The 16,696-nt window shown below is 37.0% G+C and carries 19 protein-coding genes; 16 read left to right on the top strand and 3 right to left on the bottom strand.

What is annotated here, in order from left to right:
* Nucleotides 1-520: 520 nt before the first annotated feature.
* The 9 genes from ACFSBH_RS16670 (at nt 521) to ACFSBH_RS16630 (ending at nt 4,723) form a co-directional block, all read left to right on the top strand.
* A complete protein-coding gene (locus ACFSBH_RS16670; protein WP_379598674.1) occupies nt 521-997 on the top strand; it encodes a hypothetical protein in 477 nt (158 codons plus the stop codon).
* 32 nt (nt 998-1,029) lie between these two features.
* The gene (locus tag ACFSBH_RS16665; protein WP_379598672.1) at nt 1,030-1,806 is read left to right on the top strand and encodes an SDR family NAD(P)-dependent oxidoreductase; all 777 of its coding nucleotides are present in this window, start codon (nt 1,030-1,032) and stop codon (nt 1,804-1,806) included.
* 58 nt (nt 1,807-1,864) lie between these two features.
* Nucleotides 1,865-2,371: a hypothetical protein gene (locus ACFSBH_RS16660; protein WP_379598676.1), complete on the top strand. Its 507-nt coding sequence runs from the start codon at nt 1,865-1,867 to the stop codon at nt 2,369-2,371.
* A 217-nt stretch (nt 2,372-2,588) separates the two neighbouring features.
* Nucleotides 2,589-2,921: a hypothetical protein gene (locus ACFSBH_RS16655; protein ID WP_379598670.1), complete on the top strand. Its 333-nt coding sequence runs from the start codon at nt 2,589-2,591 to the stop codon at nt 2,919-2,921.
* Nucleotides 2,922-2,948: 27 nt separating this feature from the next.
* On the top strand, nt 2,949-3,143 hold the full coding sequence (locus tag ACFSBH_RS16650) for a hypothetical protein (RefSeq protein ID WP_251515270.1): 195 nt from the start codon (nt 2,949-2,951) through the stop codon (nt 3,141-3,143).
* A 92-nt stretch (nt 3,144-3,235) separates the two neighbouring features.
* Nucleotides 3,236-3,385 carry a hypothetical protein gene (locus tag ACFSBH_RS16645; RefSeq protein WP_379598667.1) on the top strand — a complete coding sequence of 50 codons (150 nt, stop codon included), beginning with the start codon at nt 3,236-3,238 and terminating at the stop codon, nt 3,383-3,385.
* 34 nt (nt 3,386-3,419) lie between these two features.
* A complete protein-coding gene (locus ACFSBH_RS16640) occupies nt 3,420-3,884 on the top strand; it encodes a GNAT family N-acetyltransferase (RefSeq protein ID WP_379598665.1) in 465 nt (154 codons plus the stop codon).
* A gap of 45 nt (nt 3,885-3,929) precedes the next feature.
* Nucleotides 3,930-4,307 carry a VOC family protein gene (locus ACFSBH_RS16635; protein WP_379598663.1) on the top strand — a complete coding sequence of 126 codons (378 nt, stop codon included), beginning with the start codon at nt 3,930-3,932 and terminating at the stop codon, nt 4,305-4,307.
* Between the two features lie 50 nt (nt 4,308-4,357).
* Complete coding sequence (locus ACFSBH_RS16630) at nt 4,358-4,723, top strand: hypothetical protein (RefSeq protein ID WP_379598661.1); 366 nt, start codon at nt 4,358-4,360, stop codon at nt 4,721-4,723.
* A 250-nt stretch (nt 4,724-4,973) separates the two neighbouring features.
* Here the strand turns inward: ACFSBH_RS16630 and ACFSBH_RS16625 are convergent, their stop codons facing one another.
* From ACFSBH_RS16625 to ACFSBH_RS16615, 3 genes are all read right to left on the bottom strand, one after another.
* Nucleotides 4,974-7,196, bottom strand: coding sequence for a beta-N-acetylhexosaminidase family protein (locus ACFSBH_RS16625; RefSeq protein WP_379598659.1), 2,223 nt, complete (start codon nt 7,194-7,196; stop codon nt 4,974-4,976).
* A gap of 303 nt (nt 7,197-7,499) precedes the next feature.
* Nucleotides 7,500-8,315 (bottom strand): endonuclease/exonuclease/phosphatase family protein, encoded by an 816-nt coding sequence (locus ACFSBH_RS16620; RefSeq protein WP_251515288.1) that lies wholly within the window; start codon nt 8,313-8,315, stop codon nt 7,500-7,502.
* A gap of 21 nt (nt 8,316-8,336) precedes the next feature.
* Nucleotides 8,337-9,563, bottom strand: coding sequence for an ElyC/SanA/YdcF family protein (locus ACFSBH_RS16615; protein ID WP_251515291.1), 1,227 nt, complete (start codon nt 9,561-9,563; stop codon nt 8,337-8,339).
* A 508-nt stretch (nt 9,564-10,071) separates the two neighbouring features.
* Between ACFSBH_RS16615 and ACFSBH_RS16610 the strand changes: the two genes are divergently transcribed.
* From ACFSBH_RS16610 to ACFSBH_RS16580, 7 genes are all read left to right on the top strand, one after another.
* Nucleotides 10,072-10,476, top strand: coding sequence for a VOC family protein (locus ACFSBH_RS16610; RefSeq protein ID WP_251515293.1), 405 nt, complete (start codon nt 10,072-10,074; stop codon nt 10,474-10,476).
* Between the two features lie 259 nt (nt 10,477-10,735).
* Nucleotides 10,736-11,434 carry a Type 1 glutamine amidotransferase-like domain-containing protein gene (locus tag ACFSBH_RS16605; RefSeq protein ID WP_251515295.1) on the top strand — a complete coding sequence of 233 codons (699 nt, stop codon included), beginning with the start codon at nt 10,736-10,738 and terminating at the stop codon, nt 11,432-11,434.
* Between the two features lie 524 nt (nt 11,435-11,958).
* Nucleotides 11,959-13,158, top strand: a complete 1,200-nt coding sequence (locus ACFSBH_RS16600; RefSeq protein WP_251515298.1) for an MFS transporter — start codon at nt 11,959-11,961, stop codon at nt 13,156-13,158.
* Between the two features lie 236 nt (nt 13,159-13,394).
* Nucleotides 13,395-13,931: an RNA polymerase sigma factor gene (locus ACFSBH_RS16595; RefSeq protein WP_251515301.1), complete on the top strand. Its 537-nt coding sequence runs from the start codon at nt 13,395-13,397 to the stop codon at nt 13,929-13,931.
* Nucleotides 13,924-14,697, top strand: a complete 774-nt coding sequence (locus tag ACFSBH_RS16590; RefSeq protein ID WP_251515304.1) for a hypothetical protein — start codon at nt 13,924-13,926, stop codon at nt 14,695-14,697. The genes ACFSBH_RS16595 and ACFSBH_RS16590 overlap by 8 nt, the downstream gene beginning before the upstream one ends.
* A 4-nt stretch (nt 14,698-14,701) precedes the next feature.
* A complete protein-coding gene (locus tag ACFSBH_RS16585) occupies nt 14,702-15,559 on the top strand; it encodes an ABC transporter ATP-binding protein (protein ID WP_379598655.1) in 858 nt (285 codons plus the stop codon).
* Complete coding sequence (locus tag ACFSBH_RS16580) at nt 15,537-16,688, top strand: hypothetical protein (protein ID WP_251515310.1); 1,152 nt, start codon at nt 15,537-15,539, stop codon at nt 16,686-16,688. Before ACFSBH_RS16585 ends, ACFSBH_RS16580 begins: the two co-directional genes overlap by 23 nt.
* The last annotated feature ends 8 nt before the right edge of the window (nt 16,689-16,696 follow it).

Here is a 16,696-nt window from a genome sequence, read left to right as displayed (position 1 = left end):
TCGCATAACTTTACTGGGTTAGTTTAGTGTTGCCTTTTTTAAGGATAATGCACCTTGATAACTGAACAATTATTTATTTACCTCTTGACATATCACCGCAGGTCTATGCTATTTTTTTTAAGATACCCTTAAGTATGAGGAGTTAAAAGGTATTTTTGCATTAAAACCGAAAATCAACCTACAGTCTATTGAGAAAACTGTACTGATATGTTCTTCTCTTGAATTTAAAGTGTGATAAACTCTCTCTTTTATTGATTATGGCATATATTGGGGATTGAGATAAAACATGTGCGTCATAGCCTCACTTGATAGTGTAGAGTAATTTAAATTGCTTATCAAAATGAATCTATCTAGTTCCACATAGTGAAACTTTAATTAGTTATTTCTTTATTGAGCTATCGAGATCCAAGGTGATTATCAAGCAATCTTACAATAAGAGGAGCATATCAAAGAAGGATATGTGGCCTATTTTGTTGAATGTTAAAAGGGGTGACTTACTACCGATATTCAAGGGGGAATTATGAGAAAAGTTTTATGCATAGTTATATTTCTGGGGTTCGCACTAATTGCGTGTAGTGAAGAAAAGAATGTAATAGATATTTTAGAAGCTCCAGCAATTTTAAGTGTCGAGCAAAAAGAAAATCAAGATGAAATAAATCAAATTACGGGTGTAGTGTGTTGGAGTAACTGTTCCAATGATGATCGTGGTTTTAGTTTTGAGGATATTGATGAATACACTTTAAATTCGTTATCCATTAATCCTATAAAAGAAGATGCTGTTTTCCAAATAACCCATGAAGGTCCACTAGCGGATGAATATGGTTATATCGCGCAAATAAATAAAGGTGATAGTAGTGCCGGTTATAGCACGTATATAGACTCTAATGAGTTTCAGGCATTTAAGGATGATGGAACATATATGGTCATTGCACAGTGGTTTGATAAGGATGAGTTGTTAGGGTATGTTTATTCCCTCTATAAAGTTGAAGTAGAATAAACATCAATTCGAACCGTAAAAGGAGTGATACTTTGAAGTTTTATAATAAGGTAGCATTGATTACCGGTGGTACTTCGGGAATTGGATATTCTGTTGCTGAGAGTTTAATGAAAGAAGGGACCAAGGTTGCTATAGTTGGTAGAAATTCGGAAAAGGGTGAAAAAGCATTACAAAAATTAAAGGAAATTCACTCTGACGTTATATATCTGTCAGCTGATATCAGTAATTCTAATGATGTTAGGAAAATGGTGAGAGATACTGTAACGTCGTTTGGTCATTTAGATTTTGCGTTCAATAATGCGAGTAATGCCGAAGGAAAACCAGCTCTTACACATGAGTATAGCGAAGATGATTTTGATAAGATGATGGGAGTTACAATTAAAGGGGTTTGGCTATGCCTGAAATACGAAATCCAGGAGATGCTTAAAACTGGTGGGGGATCGATAGTAAACACTTCTTCATTAGATGCACTTATTTGCTCAGCAGGTACAACGGCATATGCTGCTGGGAAAAGTGGTGTGATTGCCTTAACAAGAGCTGTCGCTCAAGAGTATGGATCCTACGGGATACGGGTAAATACTGTGACACCTGGCGCAATTAGGACACCAATGATTGAGAGGAAGTTTAAAGATTTAACACTGGAACAAGCAAAGTTGTTAGAAGGAAAGTACAGTAATTCTAATGCAATTGGGAGATTAGGTAAACCTGAAGAAACTGCGGCAGCCGTTACTTGGTTGTTGTCTGAAGAAGCCAGTTATATCACAGGACAGAATTTAATTGTAGATGGTGGAGTGAGTTTTATTCATTGAGCTGATAGTTATTATTATATTGCTAATGTGTCAAAGGTGGAGAAAGATGAAATTTTGTATGAATTTTGGTGATACCAACTTTATTGGAGTAGTGAATGCTGATACATACCACTCATTTGTAGACGAAGATTGGGAACTGGATAATCTATTGCAGCATTTTGGAGATGAGATGAAACAAGGGCATATTTTAGTTTTTCAAATGACTGAAGAAGGAATTGAACATTCTTGGAGAGTCGATGTTCACGTAGGGAGAGAAAAATTTGAACATAAATGTTTCAGGAAAGCAGTAGGGTATATAGAAGTAACGGACAATGAATTATATTTAGTTGACTATGACTGTCTTACAATGGCTGCTCAGTTTGAAGATGAAAAAGTTCCTGATGCAAATTGTTCCCAATATAAGATCGAGATAGAAAATGGATTTTATAAGGTTGAAATAGCTCAATATTATAACGTTGATGAAGATGAATATGTTGGAAAGAGAGAGACCGACATTTTGATGAATTTCGTTAAGGTATCGGAAATGGAACCAATTGCTGATCGTGTTTTTTGGTGTACATATTAAGCTGATAATATAGATGTTATCTGTTTCTTTCTTCAACTATAGGGTGCAATTATATAAACAGTAGATAAGAGACCCTCCCTATAAACAAAAGTAAATAAATATGTAAGGGTCATCTGGAGAATTATGGTAAAGTATGAAATAGAGATGATTTATCTAGTGTGCTAGCTCAAAAAAGCTGTAGCTTTTCTTTTTCAACAAATGGAAAGGATTGCATGATGTGAAAAAACTTCTCGTGAAAGTGTTGTTTGCGATAATATTATGTTCAGGAATCCTCATTATATTTGCGGATCTATTAAAGGAAGAGACATTTACAATTATTGAAAAAGATACAGACACGTTTATTTGGATTGAGAGCAATAAAGTATTCAACCCAAGTTACAAACGAGCATTATTGGATATAGAGAACGCTAGAATAATAAATGCAAATGGTGAGGAAATTGATTATAGAGAATTATTAATAGGCGATAGAATTAAAGCTGAAATTCAACCAATTGCAGCACTAAGAGACCCTCCAGGCTTAGTGGCAAGGGAGGTAAAACTATTAAATTAACGGTGCACGGAAACAAGGGGGATCTACATGTTTATAAGTCTTGCTGAATTGATTTGGACAATTCTTGCCGTACCAATTATCTTCTATGTTTGTTATAGACTGTCGACGATAAATAGGCAGTTAGAAAAAATATCTAAACATCTTAATATTCAAGAAGATGAAGTAGAGGAAGTCAGCAACGAGGAAATCGAAAAAGAATTAGAAGAAAAGTTGAAGAGATAAAACTTACATATACCAGCCTATAGAGAGTATTAAATCAAGGGACAGCATAAGTTGTACAATGAGAACGATTTGGAGTGAAGGAGAAAAACTCGATGATGAAATTACAGATAACAACATTCGTTTTAGTTGGGGCATTTATCGGATTTTTAACCGATGGTGTAATGATCGGTGCAGGAGTAGCCGCAGTTATTTTTATCGCATATAAATTAGAGAGATTATTAGAAGAACGAGATATGAGTTAAAATCTCAACTGATAAAAATAGGAGATGAGCAATAATGGTGAAGTTAAAACATTTCACTGAAGAATACGTGGAGGCATTAAATGCCTTTGAGCTTCCTGATGAACAAGCAAAGTTCACAGCATTACCAAGCAAGGTCTTAGAGGAGAAAAAAGAAGAATATCGGATTGTTATATTAGATGAGAATGAGCCTGTAGGTTTCTTTATATTACATAAAACGGAACGTGTTAAGCAATATTCAGATAACCCGAATGCCATGTTGCTGACGGCATTGTCTATCAATCACGCAAAGCAGGGAAGAGGATATGCTAAACAAGCTATGCTCCAGCTAAGAGATTTTGTTGAATATGAATTTCCTTATTGTGACGAGATTGTACTAGCAGTCAATCATAAGAATACACCTGCTCAGCGGCTTTATGAAAAGGTTGGTTTTATAGATACAGGTAAGAGAAGAAATGGTCCAGTAGGTGAACAGTTCATTATGAATTTATTGCTGAAATAAGTACTCATTAGCTATGAATATCGATAAACAAGGATATGATTAAAAATGGAATTAAGACTGGAATTGTTTGTTAAAAGTTTAGAAAGATCAATGGAATTTTATTGTGATGTTTTGGGATTTAACGCACCAAAAGAAATAAAATCAGATTACCTATCAATTAGAAAAGGGGATGTAGTTTTAGGATTAGGAGAGATGGAAAAATTACCTGATACTCATCCCCTTAAAGTTTCCCGTGATGATCAAGAAGTTGGTTTAGGTGTAGAAATAGTTTTAAAGGTTGAGGATGTATATGAAGTTTATAATCATGTGGTTGCCAAGGGGTATTCAATCCAGTCGGAGTTGACGAAACAATCTTGGGGAATGGTTGATTTTAGAATAGTAGATCCAGATGGATATTATTTGAGAATTACATCAAACAATTAACTTCTTTGTATGATAGGCTGCAATTCCTAAAGAATCTGGAAGTGATGATAATGAGTGTATATCTTCATAATTATTTAGAAGTATTTAAAAAGAACTTTATGTTGCTTGTTATGGCAATAGTATTATTAGCTGTAACTTTCTTTATCTGGGCTGGGATTCCGTTCTTCATAATCGGCAATTTAGTGGCGAAATTGACCTCTAATTCTGTAATAACTTATTTATCCATATCATTATCAGGAGGATTTCTTTTTTCTTTGTATTTTGTTCCATTTCATTTAAAGGTTGCTGAAAATATAAGTATCGTAAAGGGCAATCATGTAGCGAAATCTTTTGTGCATCTACACACCTTATGGATGATAGGGAGTTCTCTAATCTTTGGTATAGTGATGATTTTGATGACTGTTCTTCAACTATAATTCTCGATCACAAGAATAAGTGCTCCATCTATTCAATCGAAAAGCAATAGTTACATGCCTATTTTCATCCTGTGACAAATAGATTAATGCTTAGAAAAGAGAAAGGTAGAGAATTCTTGTAAGAGTCCTCTACCTTTCTTTATTTAACCTCGTATAACTAACTATTAAATTGGAAGGTAATAAAGGAAACATTTCAGCATTTCTTTCTATCCAGCCAACCTCTCGAATTTCTCTGTTCAAATTTTCATGTTTACTGACTTGAGGCAGCATGAATCGTTATCGCTTTTTCCAGAAACGGTTGCATTACACCCGGAGCCATTACTTTGGTATTCGGAATCGTGTATTCACCCTCTGGAATCGTTAAGGTCACTTCATCATTTTCAATCTTGACTTTAGCACCGATAATCGCATTGTCCTCCAGCCAATTACTGACATGAAGGCTGAGCACATAACCGTCATCTGGGATTGGTGAGTTGTTTCCCCCCATTTTGACTACTGTGTCATCCACAACGGTAATTTCATAGCCATAAATATTGGTGCGAGTTGTCTCGCCGTATTCAGGTGTATACAGTATGAGCTCTGCTGCTCCACGGAAACGGTTTACGCCATCAAGGGCTTTGGTTGCCACTCGAGGCTCGTCAAGCTTCAGATTAATGGTGTCATTGGCAAGTATCTCATCAAGATTTGCCCGATGTTGGTCTGCAGTTTCTTGGTCATTATTTTGTAAAGCCATCATCATTTTCACAGCTTCCTGCCCAGATTTTCCGTGTATTTCAAGCTTTTTGAGCCAAGCAGATGTTTCGTCTAGAAAATTTTTATTATCCAAGTTCTCCTGTAATAGGGTTGGCGTATCTTCAAACTTCTTGAATTCTTCCAGCAATTGATTCGCTGCATCCCTAGGGTTGTCAGTTTCATATGCCTCCCAGAAATCGTCAATCAACGTTGATAGTATAAGGGCTCCTTTGTTGCCATTCAGATTGGAGGCATAAGAATTTTCGGAAAACAACTTTAAAGTAGATGCTGCATCACCTCCAAACGCCTTGAGGCTGCGTTCCCATGATGCTTCAGGATTGTAATCAGCGGGGTTCCATGTATAATCGGCAACCGTATAGAGTGCAATTTTTGACGCTTCTGCCTGAATCATCGGATTGGCCGTTATTCCCTGTACACCATGTTCGTTTAGATCACGATCACGATTTTCCAGCGGGCCAAGGAACAGCCGGCTTGTCATAAAATCGTTTACCGGATAGTTGTCCCAAAGCAGTAAATCATGATTAAATATGTCTGCTGCTTTCTGCGCCTGTTCTCCGGTAATTTCAGGTGATACGACAGCAGGGCCTGTCCAATCAACAATCACATTCGGATTTACCAGATCTCCGAAATGCTGTTTATAGGCCGTTTCATTAAGCCCAGAATATTCGGTTGGCACTGTAATCAGCCGTTCGGTATCTTCATGTGTTTCAATGAATTCTTCCTGGAAGCGATTCAACAAATATGCCTGAGCTGCAGCAGCCGGACTTTCTTCATCCCCAAATCGTTCCCGGTCTTCTTCACACTGCAGTTCACCTGATATATCATCATAAAAAATCGCATAAGAGCGGACGCCTATGTCGTACATGGATTGCATCTTGTCCATCAACAGCGTAAAATCCTCATTCCCCGAATAGCAAACACTCGATCCTGGAGAAAGCGCAAATACAAACTGCACATGGTTTTGTTTGCTTTTCTGGACAAGTTCCTCTAGTTGATTAAAGCGATCTTCAGGATATGGTTCACGCCACTTGGTGAGGTGGTATGGGTCGTCTTTTGGCGCATAAACATAAGTATTCATCTTGTTTTGACCATAAAATTCAATTTGGCTCAGCCTGTCTTCATGCGACCATGGTTGACCGTAGAATCCTTCAATTGTTCCTCGGAGAGGCATTTCAGGCCAATCGCGAATGCTGACTGACGGTATCCAGCTACGTCCCGGTCGCTCCAGAATGATCTGTTCAAATGTTTTGGCAGCATAAAACGTACCTGCATTATCTTTCCCGGCAAGAACGATTTGCTTTGCACCGTTGTTGCTTGTAGCCAGCACGTATCCTTCTTTCTTCAGTGCCTGGGGTCCATCAACTCCTAATTCGTTTAAAATGCCCGTGATATCAGGATTATCTGAAGGAGTCCCAATCCAAATCGTTACAGGCGTATTTGGTGTTGGTTCACCGGGGGTGCTGCGGATAATACGCTTAACGTCTATATCCTTTAAAGCTTGTTCGACTTCTCTTATTGCTGCTTCATCGGTGTCTTCACCTGCCACCAGACCGACTACCGGCGTAATTGGAAAGCCTTTACCCGTTACCTCCAAGTGTTGAGGTGTCGGTGAAATGGTGATATTATCCTTATTTTGCTTCATTGCGTGGGTTATATCATTGTTTGGCGCTAACATCAGGAGTACCGTACCGAAAAGAACCAACAACAGCTTTTTGCTCATAGATTGTATGCAAATCATAACTATCACCTATCCTTACTAAGATTTATGGGGGTTTTTCTGATTCATCCTTTTTCTTTGCCATTTACCTTCAATTTCTTCTATGGAAATGGAAACTTTGGATTTATATAGAATTAAAGTTTCTATCCCCATCCTATGAATCGTGATATTAAAGGCAAACCGTCGTTTACAAAACCGGACGGTGGTCTGAGAGGTAACTAACCATTAATGGTTAGTCACCTCATCGACTCTATCAAAAGCAGGTTAGAGTAACAGTCATTCCTAAAAAGTCGTTCTCCCTAAGGTTCACCTTCTAATTAGTAAATCTACGACGATAGGTAGGTGATCGGATGCTTCACTGTATACGACTTCTTGTTTGAAATACTTTATTGTTGGTGATGTTAAAATATAATCAATCCTCTTAGTAGATTCTCTTACTGGGAATGTATTCCCATCCTCCACGTTAGCAAAGGTATCATTTAAAACAGCCCGTTCCAGCAAAGTACGAAATTCTTTACTGTCCGGTTCCGCGTTTAAATCACCTACTAATACACTTGGCTCGTTAAATGAGGAGGTAACTTCGGCAATTTCTTCAACTTGGACTATGCGTTCCTCAGTTGTGAGACCAAGGTGGGTATTATAAAAATTAATATGGACACCTTTAATATTAATTTTTGCACGCAGTAATCCACGTTGTTCATTCCCGAAGCTTACTAAGTGAATGTTCTCGGATGCGATAATTGGGTATTTGCTTAGAATTGCGGTTCCATATTGTCGGTTGTTCCCGTATTCTTCTTCAGGCAGCAGATCAAGGTTGGCTCCATATACGTAGTGATAATCCAGGAGACTTGCCAACTTCCTTGCTTGATCTTCAAAATTGCTTCTTTCTCCAAAAAACCTATCAACTTCCTGTATGCCGATAATTTCAGCTCCAGTATTCTCAATTACGTTGCTGATACGCTGTAAATCTAGTTCCTCATCCAGTCCGACTCCATGATGTATGTTATAAGACATCACCTTTACGGGGACAGATTTATCTTTTCCTTTTGCAAAGACGCTACCTGACATCCCCAATATGAAGAGGCTGCTTATTAATACGATGAAAAGTAATTTTTTCCTCATATATCTTCTCCTCCTATCACGTTATCTCTGTGCACCAGGAAACTGCCAAATGCCAGTCGCTCTAATCAAGTCGCGATATATAACAAGTTCTTCATCTTTGGAAACATTGCCGGCCTCTTCATTGCTTTCGAAATCCATGTAAACAATATTTGAAATATCACGGTCTGTTTGTTCGTCACCTTTCTTTTCCATCATCTGATTAACTTCGTTGAAAATGGTGAGCGCTCTCTGCATATGTGTTGCACTTGAAATAATTGTTATGTCCTGGATATCTTCCTCATCAATAATTTCCATTGAAAAGAGTGCATTTTCCACAGTATCCGTTGCTCTGTCTTCCTTAAAAATACGTTCCTCTTCTATGCCGTTTTCCGTAAGCCAGTCGAACATGACATCAGCTTCTGTAATTCCTTTTTTGGGAACGCCTCCGGTAACAATTATTTTTGAATCTGGATATGTTTCAGCTGCATCTTTTGCAACTTTTAATCTCTCTAATAGGGTCTCTTCCATTTCCCCGTCCTCAGATAAAGCATAGCCAAGGACGACAAAAGCATGGTCGGTTTCAGGTAAATCAGTTGGAATTTCTGTTACCAATTCCTCTTTGGTAATTGTTTCTACCAATTCAATTTTCTCCTCATACGCTGCGGCCTTCTGCTCGTCCAGCTCTTTTAATCTATCAAATCCAGCTTGATAATCCTCTTCATTGTCTTCTACTTTTGAATAGATAGTATGCATAAGCTGGGCGTTAAAATGTTTATCATCAAATTTCAGAATTTCTTCGTATGTCTGTAATGCTTCAGGTATTTTCTTCTGTAAAATTTGAGTGGATGCGAGGGAATATTTCAAATCAGTATCATAAGGGTCGATTTCGGATGCAAGTCTGAAAGCTTGCTCCACCACATCGTAATCACCATGCAAAGTAATCCCTTTAAATATCTCTTCTTCGGCTACTTTCAGATCTCCTCCATACCAGTAATAATGCATGGCGATATCGCGAAGTGCCTGAATTCGTTCACTTGTAGGTGAGTTGTTTTTTACTTGGTTGAACAAATCTTCTATATCTTCCGCTTGTGTGACTTCATCAGTGGAATTATTGTTGGAATCACTGGTTTCCTCATCGGCGTTTTCTTCCGTGGTCAGTGTTTCTACAGTTGCATTGGAGTTTGGATCCGTATTATCATCGCAAGCGTATAATCCAACCAGCAAAAAAGTCATTATTACCAATACAATATACTGCAAATTCACTCTCATATTATCTATTACCTCCCGCTAGGTATTGTATTGATTAGAAATTAACTACAGATCCCCTGTCCCCTAAAGCGTTTCTAAAAGTTCGAGTCTGCTTGGCGTTCCTCAATTCATATAATTCGCCACTTCAAGTAAAGTGGGGGGAGCTTTGGGGTAATTCGTGTTCACCTCCTATTTTATGGAATATAATCCAAATTCTTAATTTATTTAATTATATCTCAATTCGGTAAGCTATAGTATTACAATTCTATTAAAGGTATTCAATTGAAAACATAGATTTACTTAATATTTGAATAAGTATAATGTTAGTGAAAGAGAAAATATATTTATATATTAAAATTACATATAATACTACTGATATTCACGAAAATACTAGTACATCAAAAAGAAGGGAGTAGGGAAAAATCTGAATGAAGTTGATTCGGGTTTGCATTATAGAAAATGTTTGGGAATTGCTTTTATGAACATACTTATACGTTCATATGTAATTAGAAGAAAGGAGAATGAATGAATGATAAAACCTTATTTAATGTTTAATCGGGAATGTGAGGAAGCGTTCACCTTGTATCAAAAAGCGTTTGATGGAGAAATTACTATGATTCAAAAATATAGTGAAATGCCAGCAAACCCTGATTTCATAGTGGCTGAAAATGATAAAGACCTAATTTTACATGCAGAGGTAAGGATAACTGAATCTGCTACCATTTTGGGGGCGGATATGAAGCAGGAGTCTTCAGATTCAGGGAGAGTCGCGATCAGTGTCGAATTAGATTCTAAAGAACGTGCGAAAAATGCTTGGAACATGCTTAGTAATGGAGGAAGCATTCATATGGACCTACAACCTACATTCTTTGCAAAACTTCACGGATCATTAAAGGATAAATTCGGAGTTACTTGGATGTTTACCGTTCGTTAAATAGAAAGAGGTACTGCCTTTATACTCTTAGGATAAGTGAAACAAGATCACATAGCACTATAAAATGTAGTCCAGCTTACCATTGTCCCTAAGGGGAATGGTTAATTTCCTCCTAAACAAACGGGGGCGCCAATCCAGGAAGGGCTAACGCTCTTTTAGTCGAATTTATTGTAATAAGTGTGCAAGTTTGTGGAAGAAGGGATGATATATGGATTTGTAGAACTTATTACTTAATCTTTCTTCTGAAAGGAGTGTGTAAATGAGACAAATAATTGCTCTTGGTGGTGGTGGATTTTCAATGGAACCCAATAATCCATTGTTAGATTTGTATATATTAAAACAAGCAAAGAAAGTTAATCCGCAAATTTGCTTTATCCCTACTGCAAGTGGAGATTCTGAAAATTATATATCAAGGTTTTATAACTTTTTTAATCAACAAGATTGTAAACCATCCCATTTATCCTTATTTGAACCTCCAACAAGGGATCTTGAGGGCTTTATTTTAGAAAAGGACATTGTTTACGTTGGTGGAGGAAACACTAAAAATCTTTTAGCTTTGTGGAAAGAATGGGGGTTAGACAGTATTTTAAGAAAAGCGTGGAATCAAGGCGTTATTTTAGCTGGGTTAAGTGCGGGTTCCATTTGTTGGTTTGAAGAAGGAGTTACTGACTCGTATGGAGATGGACTTGAACCAATAAAATGTTTGGGTTTCTTGAAGGGGAGTAATTGTCCGCATTACGATGGAGAAATAGATAGAAGACCTACATATCACAAACTTATCGAATCAAAAGAAATACAAGCAGGGGTCGCGGTTGATGATGGAGTTGCTATTCATTACAAGGAACAAGGAATTAGTAAAATAGTTAGCTCAAGGCCTAACGCTAAGGCGTATAGTGTTTCCTTCGAAACTGAAGTTGTTGAGGCAACACTTCAGACAGAATTTTTAGGTTCTTATTGAACTAAATGAAATGAGTTTATGGGGAAATGAAGACGTAAATCGGTAACTTATGATTAGTTTAATTATTGGAGGGTTCTTAGGTGTACTCATTGTATCTGGAATAAGAATGATAGTGTTAGAGGATTGTACATTCAACTAAAAATCCTACTCCACATTTCATAGAATTGTGGTAAAATATTCCTAAATCTAAAAGCGATGTGGAGAGTATATGTGCTTAAGCATGACAGAGAACTCCGTTAGCTGGGATGGAGGATGTAGGAGCACATGGAACCAAGCCTTGGAGCTGCACATAGGAAATTGTCTGTTTTAGATGGATGATGTGCCGGTTTCTCCCGTTAAAGAGATAGAGTATGACCTGCAATCTATTGTGCAGAAGTACTCGAAAAGGTTTTCGTGGCGACACAAAAACAAATTGAGGTGGCACCACGAACTTCTGAATTCAGGAGTCTCGTCCTCAAGTCTAATGACTTGGGGGTGGGGCTCTTTTTTAATGGCTATCAATATTGAATTTAGGAGTGGAATCCATGTTGAAACTGATGAAGTGGAGAAATCCCTTATTACTTTTATTAGGTATTGGCGTATCCAATTTAGGTGCCTGGATCTATTTGATTGCGCTTAACTTGATTATTTTGGATATGACAGGATCGGCATTAGCGGTATCTGTCCTTTATATCCTTTTACCGATTGCTGCTTTATGCACAAATTTTTGGTCAGGAAGTTTTATTGACAGGTTGAATAAAAGGAACTTAATGATTTTCTTAGACATAATCAGAGCATTGTTCATATTTTTCCTCCCGTTGATTGAATCCCTGATCCTAATTTATGTGTGGGTTTTTATCATCAATATTGCGAGTTCCATTTTTGGTCCTACATCTATGGTATATATGACGAAGCTGATAGATAAGAAAGATAGACAAAGATTTAATGCATTTCGAAATTTCATTAATTCAAGTGGCTTTATTTTGGGGCCTTCCATTGCAGGGGGTTTATTTATCATATATCTGGCAATCCAGCTAAATGCTTTAGCATTATGTATATCAGCGGTGATCATCTTTTTACTTCCCAATTTAGAATTAAAAGGGGAAGTTATTTCTCAAAAAGTTGGCATTGCCGTAATCAAAAATGATTGGAGAGAAATCCTCCGTTTTAGTAAATCAAACACGCATATAACATTGGTTTATGTTCTCTTTAGCGGAGTTACAGTTTGTATGACTGCGTTGGACTCTTTAGAAGCTGCATTTGCAACAAAAGTTCTTTTTTTATCTGAGAGTACCTATGGTTTTCTTGTAAGTGTCGCAGGAATCGGGATTATCTTTGGCTCACTATCAAATGCTTTGCTCGCTAATACGTTGAAAGTGAGAGCGCTTATTGGTTTTGGTGCAATCTTTACACCACTTGGTTATTTGATCTTTGCATTTTCGCAGGGTTTTATTACGGCATCCATAGGATTTTTTATATTAACGTTCGCCTTGTCATACGCAAATACGGGGTTCTTAACATTTTATCAAAACAACGTACATGCCGAAATTATGGGGAGATTCTCTAGTTTTTTTGGGGTGTTAGAGGCATTATTAATTATCCTATTCACAGGAATAGTTGGAGTTTTTTCTGAGTTATACGGTATTCGGTTTGTGTATATTATAGGCTCATTTGCATTCTTGGTATTAGGATTCATTGTGAATTGGGTTATATGGGATAAGTCGAAAAAAGCCTATTATTATTGAGGATACTTTCTTTCAATGGTTAATAGATAGAGCAAAAACTGGCTGGTTAAATCTAATAGATTATCCAGCCAGTTCTATAATAAAAATCTTCACACCAGCTCAGCGATTTTTTTATTATGGTTAAATAGATTAAAGATATCAAGATTATTTTCTAAAAAATAAAAAGTGGAAAAAGTGCAACGATTGTAAGATGGATTTCGAATATAGGTATGAATGAAGTAGAAAGGAGCTGAAAGGTGTTAACCGATAAGCGTTTAATTCGTTACATATTAAAAAAAGGTTCGGATCAAGCTGCGGATGAATTGATACGACGTTATTACGACGACCTGTACTTTTATCTTTATCGTCAAGTAGGTAACGGAAATGACGCTCTTGATTTAACACAGGACGTTTTTATCGCTGCTTTAAAAGGATTGAGTTCATATGATGATCGCAAATCATCCTTTAGAACATGGCTCTTCCGTATTGGAACCTATAAAGTCATTGATGCACGACGCAAGGTGAAGATGACTTGGTCAGAATTGAAAGATGAAGGGTGGATTGAAGAAAAGGATTTTAATGAAAGTTTGTATCAGAAGGAACTATTAGGGGCGATTAATCAATATGTTGCAAGCTTTCGTCCGGAGATTCAGGAAGTCTTCCGATTAAGAGTCTATGGGGAATTATCATTTCCAGAGATTGCTTCATTACTTGCTCAAAAGGAAGAGCGAATCAAAGCCCAATACTATCGGCTGATTAAAAAAATTAGAGAGGAGTTTCCTGAACATGAATAGTGAGAAAAACAATATCCCATTCACGCAGGATGAAAAAGAAAAAAGCATTGCTTTTATCTTAAAAGAAGTCAATCTTCGTCCAGTAACGTTTAGCCAGTTTCTTCGTTCTTATTTTCAAGAAGTTGGTTTCCGCTATCTATTTTGGGGAATGGGAGATATTTTATTTATCGTTGGCCTTTTATTGGTAGGAGTCGGGATACTATATTTTCCCGATCTACATCACTTACTTGAGAATGACCTTGATGATATTTATTTTACTATATTTATGGCGTCACCTCTTTGTTATGCACTCTTGTATTTTCTTGGAATGTGGAAAGAAAGACTGTTAGGAACCTTCGAATTAAAAATGACACTACGAGTTTCTTTGAAGGAACTACTCATTTTACGTATGTTGGCGTTTAGTGGGATTTCTTTAATTGTGTCTGTCGGGAGTAATCTACTGATTTGGCAATTGCTTGGTCAAGAACTTTCGTTGATGAGATTGTTCAGTCTGTCGTTTTCTTCCTTGTTCTTATTTGCGAATATTCAACTCCTTTTAGAATACAAAATACCGATGCGTTGCAGTCATTGGGTGACTCCAATGATATGGGGTGTTGTGGGAGTTCTCTTTGTTTGGAAACAAGACTGGATTGCTCAGCTTCTGATGTATCTGCCAATTTCAATTGTCACAGTGCTTACTTTTGTATTAGTAGTTTTATATTTCTATTTATTGCGTCACAACTACTTTATGAAAAAGGAAGGAACGATTACCTATGTTAGTGCTTAATCAGGTGAGTAAGAAGTTTAATTCCAATCTAATTTTGAAGGATATTTCGTTGACTTTTGAAAATGGTGTTTATGGGTTATTGTCTCCAAATGGTGCAGGAAAAACGACACTATTAAAAATGATTACAACTCTTCTATTCCCAACTTCCGGTGAAATCTTATGGAATGGACAAGCGATTACAGAACTTGGAGCGGACTATCGGGGAAAAATAGGATACTTGCCACAAGAATTTGGTTATTACGGCAATTATACTCCTACAAGATTTTTATTATATATTGCAGCATTACAGAAAATGAATAAGCAAGAAGCAAAAGAAAAGATTGATGAGCTACTAGAACTTGTTGCACTTTCCGATGTGAAAAACAAGAAAATGAAACGTTTTTCAGGAGGGATGATCCAACGGGTAGGAATTGCTCAAGCGATGTTAAATAACCCGAAGTTACTCATTTTAGATGAGCCGACAGCAGGCTTAGACCCAAAAGAACGTGTTCGTTTTCGTAATTTAATCCATCGTCTTGCTCAAGACAGGATTGTCATTTTGTCTACACATATCGTTTCGGATGTGGAGACGATTGCCAAACAAATCATTATGATTAAGAATCATCGTTTGTACTGTTGTGATACACCTTCGCAAATTACTCGATCGGTACAAGGGAAAATTTTTGAAGTTCCTGCTACTTATCAATTAACGGGGGAGCAATTGCTATTAAGTGAGACAGAAAGCGATGAAGGTCATTTACTGAGAATAGCCAGTCCATTCACCCCAAAGGAAGGACTGGAAGTACGCCCAAGTTTGGAAGATGCATTTCTGTACATTTATCGAGATGGGGTGGCTGAGGATGTTGCGAATTATCCCCTTTGAAATTCGTAAACTAGTTGAACAGCCTATGATTCTTTTGTTTTTTATTGCTTGTTTATCGTTAAATACAATCTATATTTTAACAGCGGGACTCGACCAATCCTATTTAAATTATGTTCAGGAAACAGAATTGAAAACAGGAAATTTAGTTACATCTGATTTCCGTGAAAAACTTTCCAATCAGTCTACGAGTAGAAAACAACAGCGGTTACTGACAGAAACAGCTGAACTAGAAAATATTTTTCAAGATTACTCAACAGAAGCAATGGGACAACAGATCATCGGTTTTTATAAAATTCAAGGTGCAGTTGCTGAAAGGATGAAGACAAAATACGAGAAATTAACCCCCGTTGCAAGTGAATTAGGCGAAGAGCAAGCTGCCTTGGAAGTGGGAGCAGCAGGAGAAACAATGAGCTTTTTCACCTTTATAAGAAATCGATTATTTCGTGCGATTTTAGGAGAGAGTCTAATCTTTGCTATATTACTAGGGTTGTATGGCAGTACTTCAGAGCGTTTCACGAAAACAGATATGTTAGTGATGACCTCAAAAACAGGGCGAAAAACACAAATAAGTAAATACATAGCGAGCCTTATCATCACAAGTCTTTTTTACATAATGATGGTCATATTGACGTTTGGTATTTTTAATCATCTACACCCTATTGGATCATTATGGCAAACGAGTATGTCGACACTATTTCATATAAATGTTTATATTCCTTATTTGCTGGAAGTCCCCTTTATAACTTGGCAACCAATGACATTGGTAAACTATACAATATTGTCTATTTTATTAGGAGGTTTATTGGTCATTCTCTGTCATGGGTTTAATTTTCTTGTAGGCATCTGGACAAATCATCTATTTCGCGGATTTATTGTATTCGTTGTCATTTATGTTGTCTTTCTGGGATTGGAACAATTCATTTATCAATTCGGTTGGTGGAATATGCATTCACTATTGATGTGGCATCCAATTTCCTTATGGAGAGTACAAGGCTACTGGTTTACAGAAATGGGGCCTTACTCAATCATTCCTTGGCAAGAATCGATTGCGACGATCATTAACCTATTTCTCTTAATATTAGGCGGTCTTTTAACAAGTAAGTTCTATGCCACAAAGGAGGTAAAATAGCGTTTTCT

The sequence above is a fragment of the Oceanobacillus luteolus genome (assembly GCF_042678205.1).
GTDB lineage: Bacteria > Bacillota > Bacilli > Bacillales > Amphibacillaceae > Oceanobacillus > Oceanobacillus luteolus.
The sequence above is the reverse complement of the archived record's forward strand: the minus strand, read 5'-3'. Positions and strand labels throughout refer to the sequence as shown.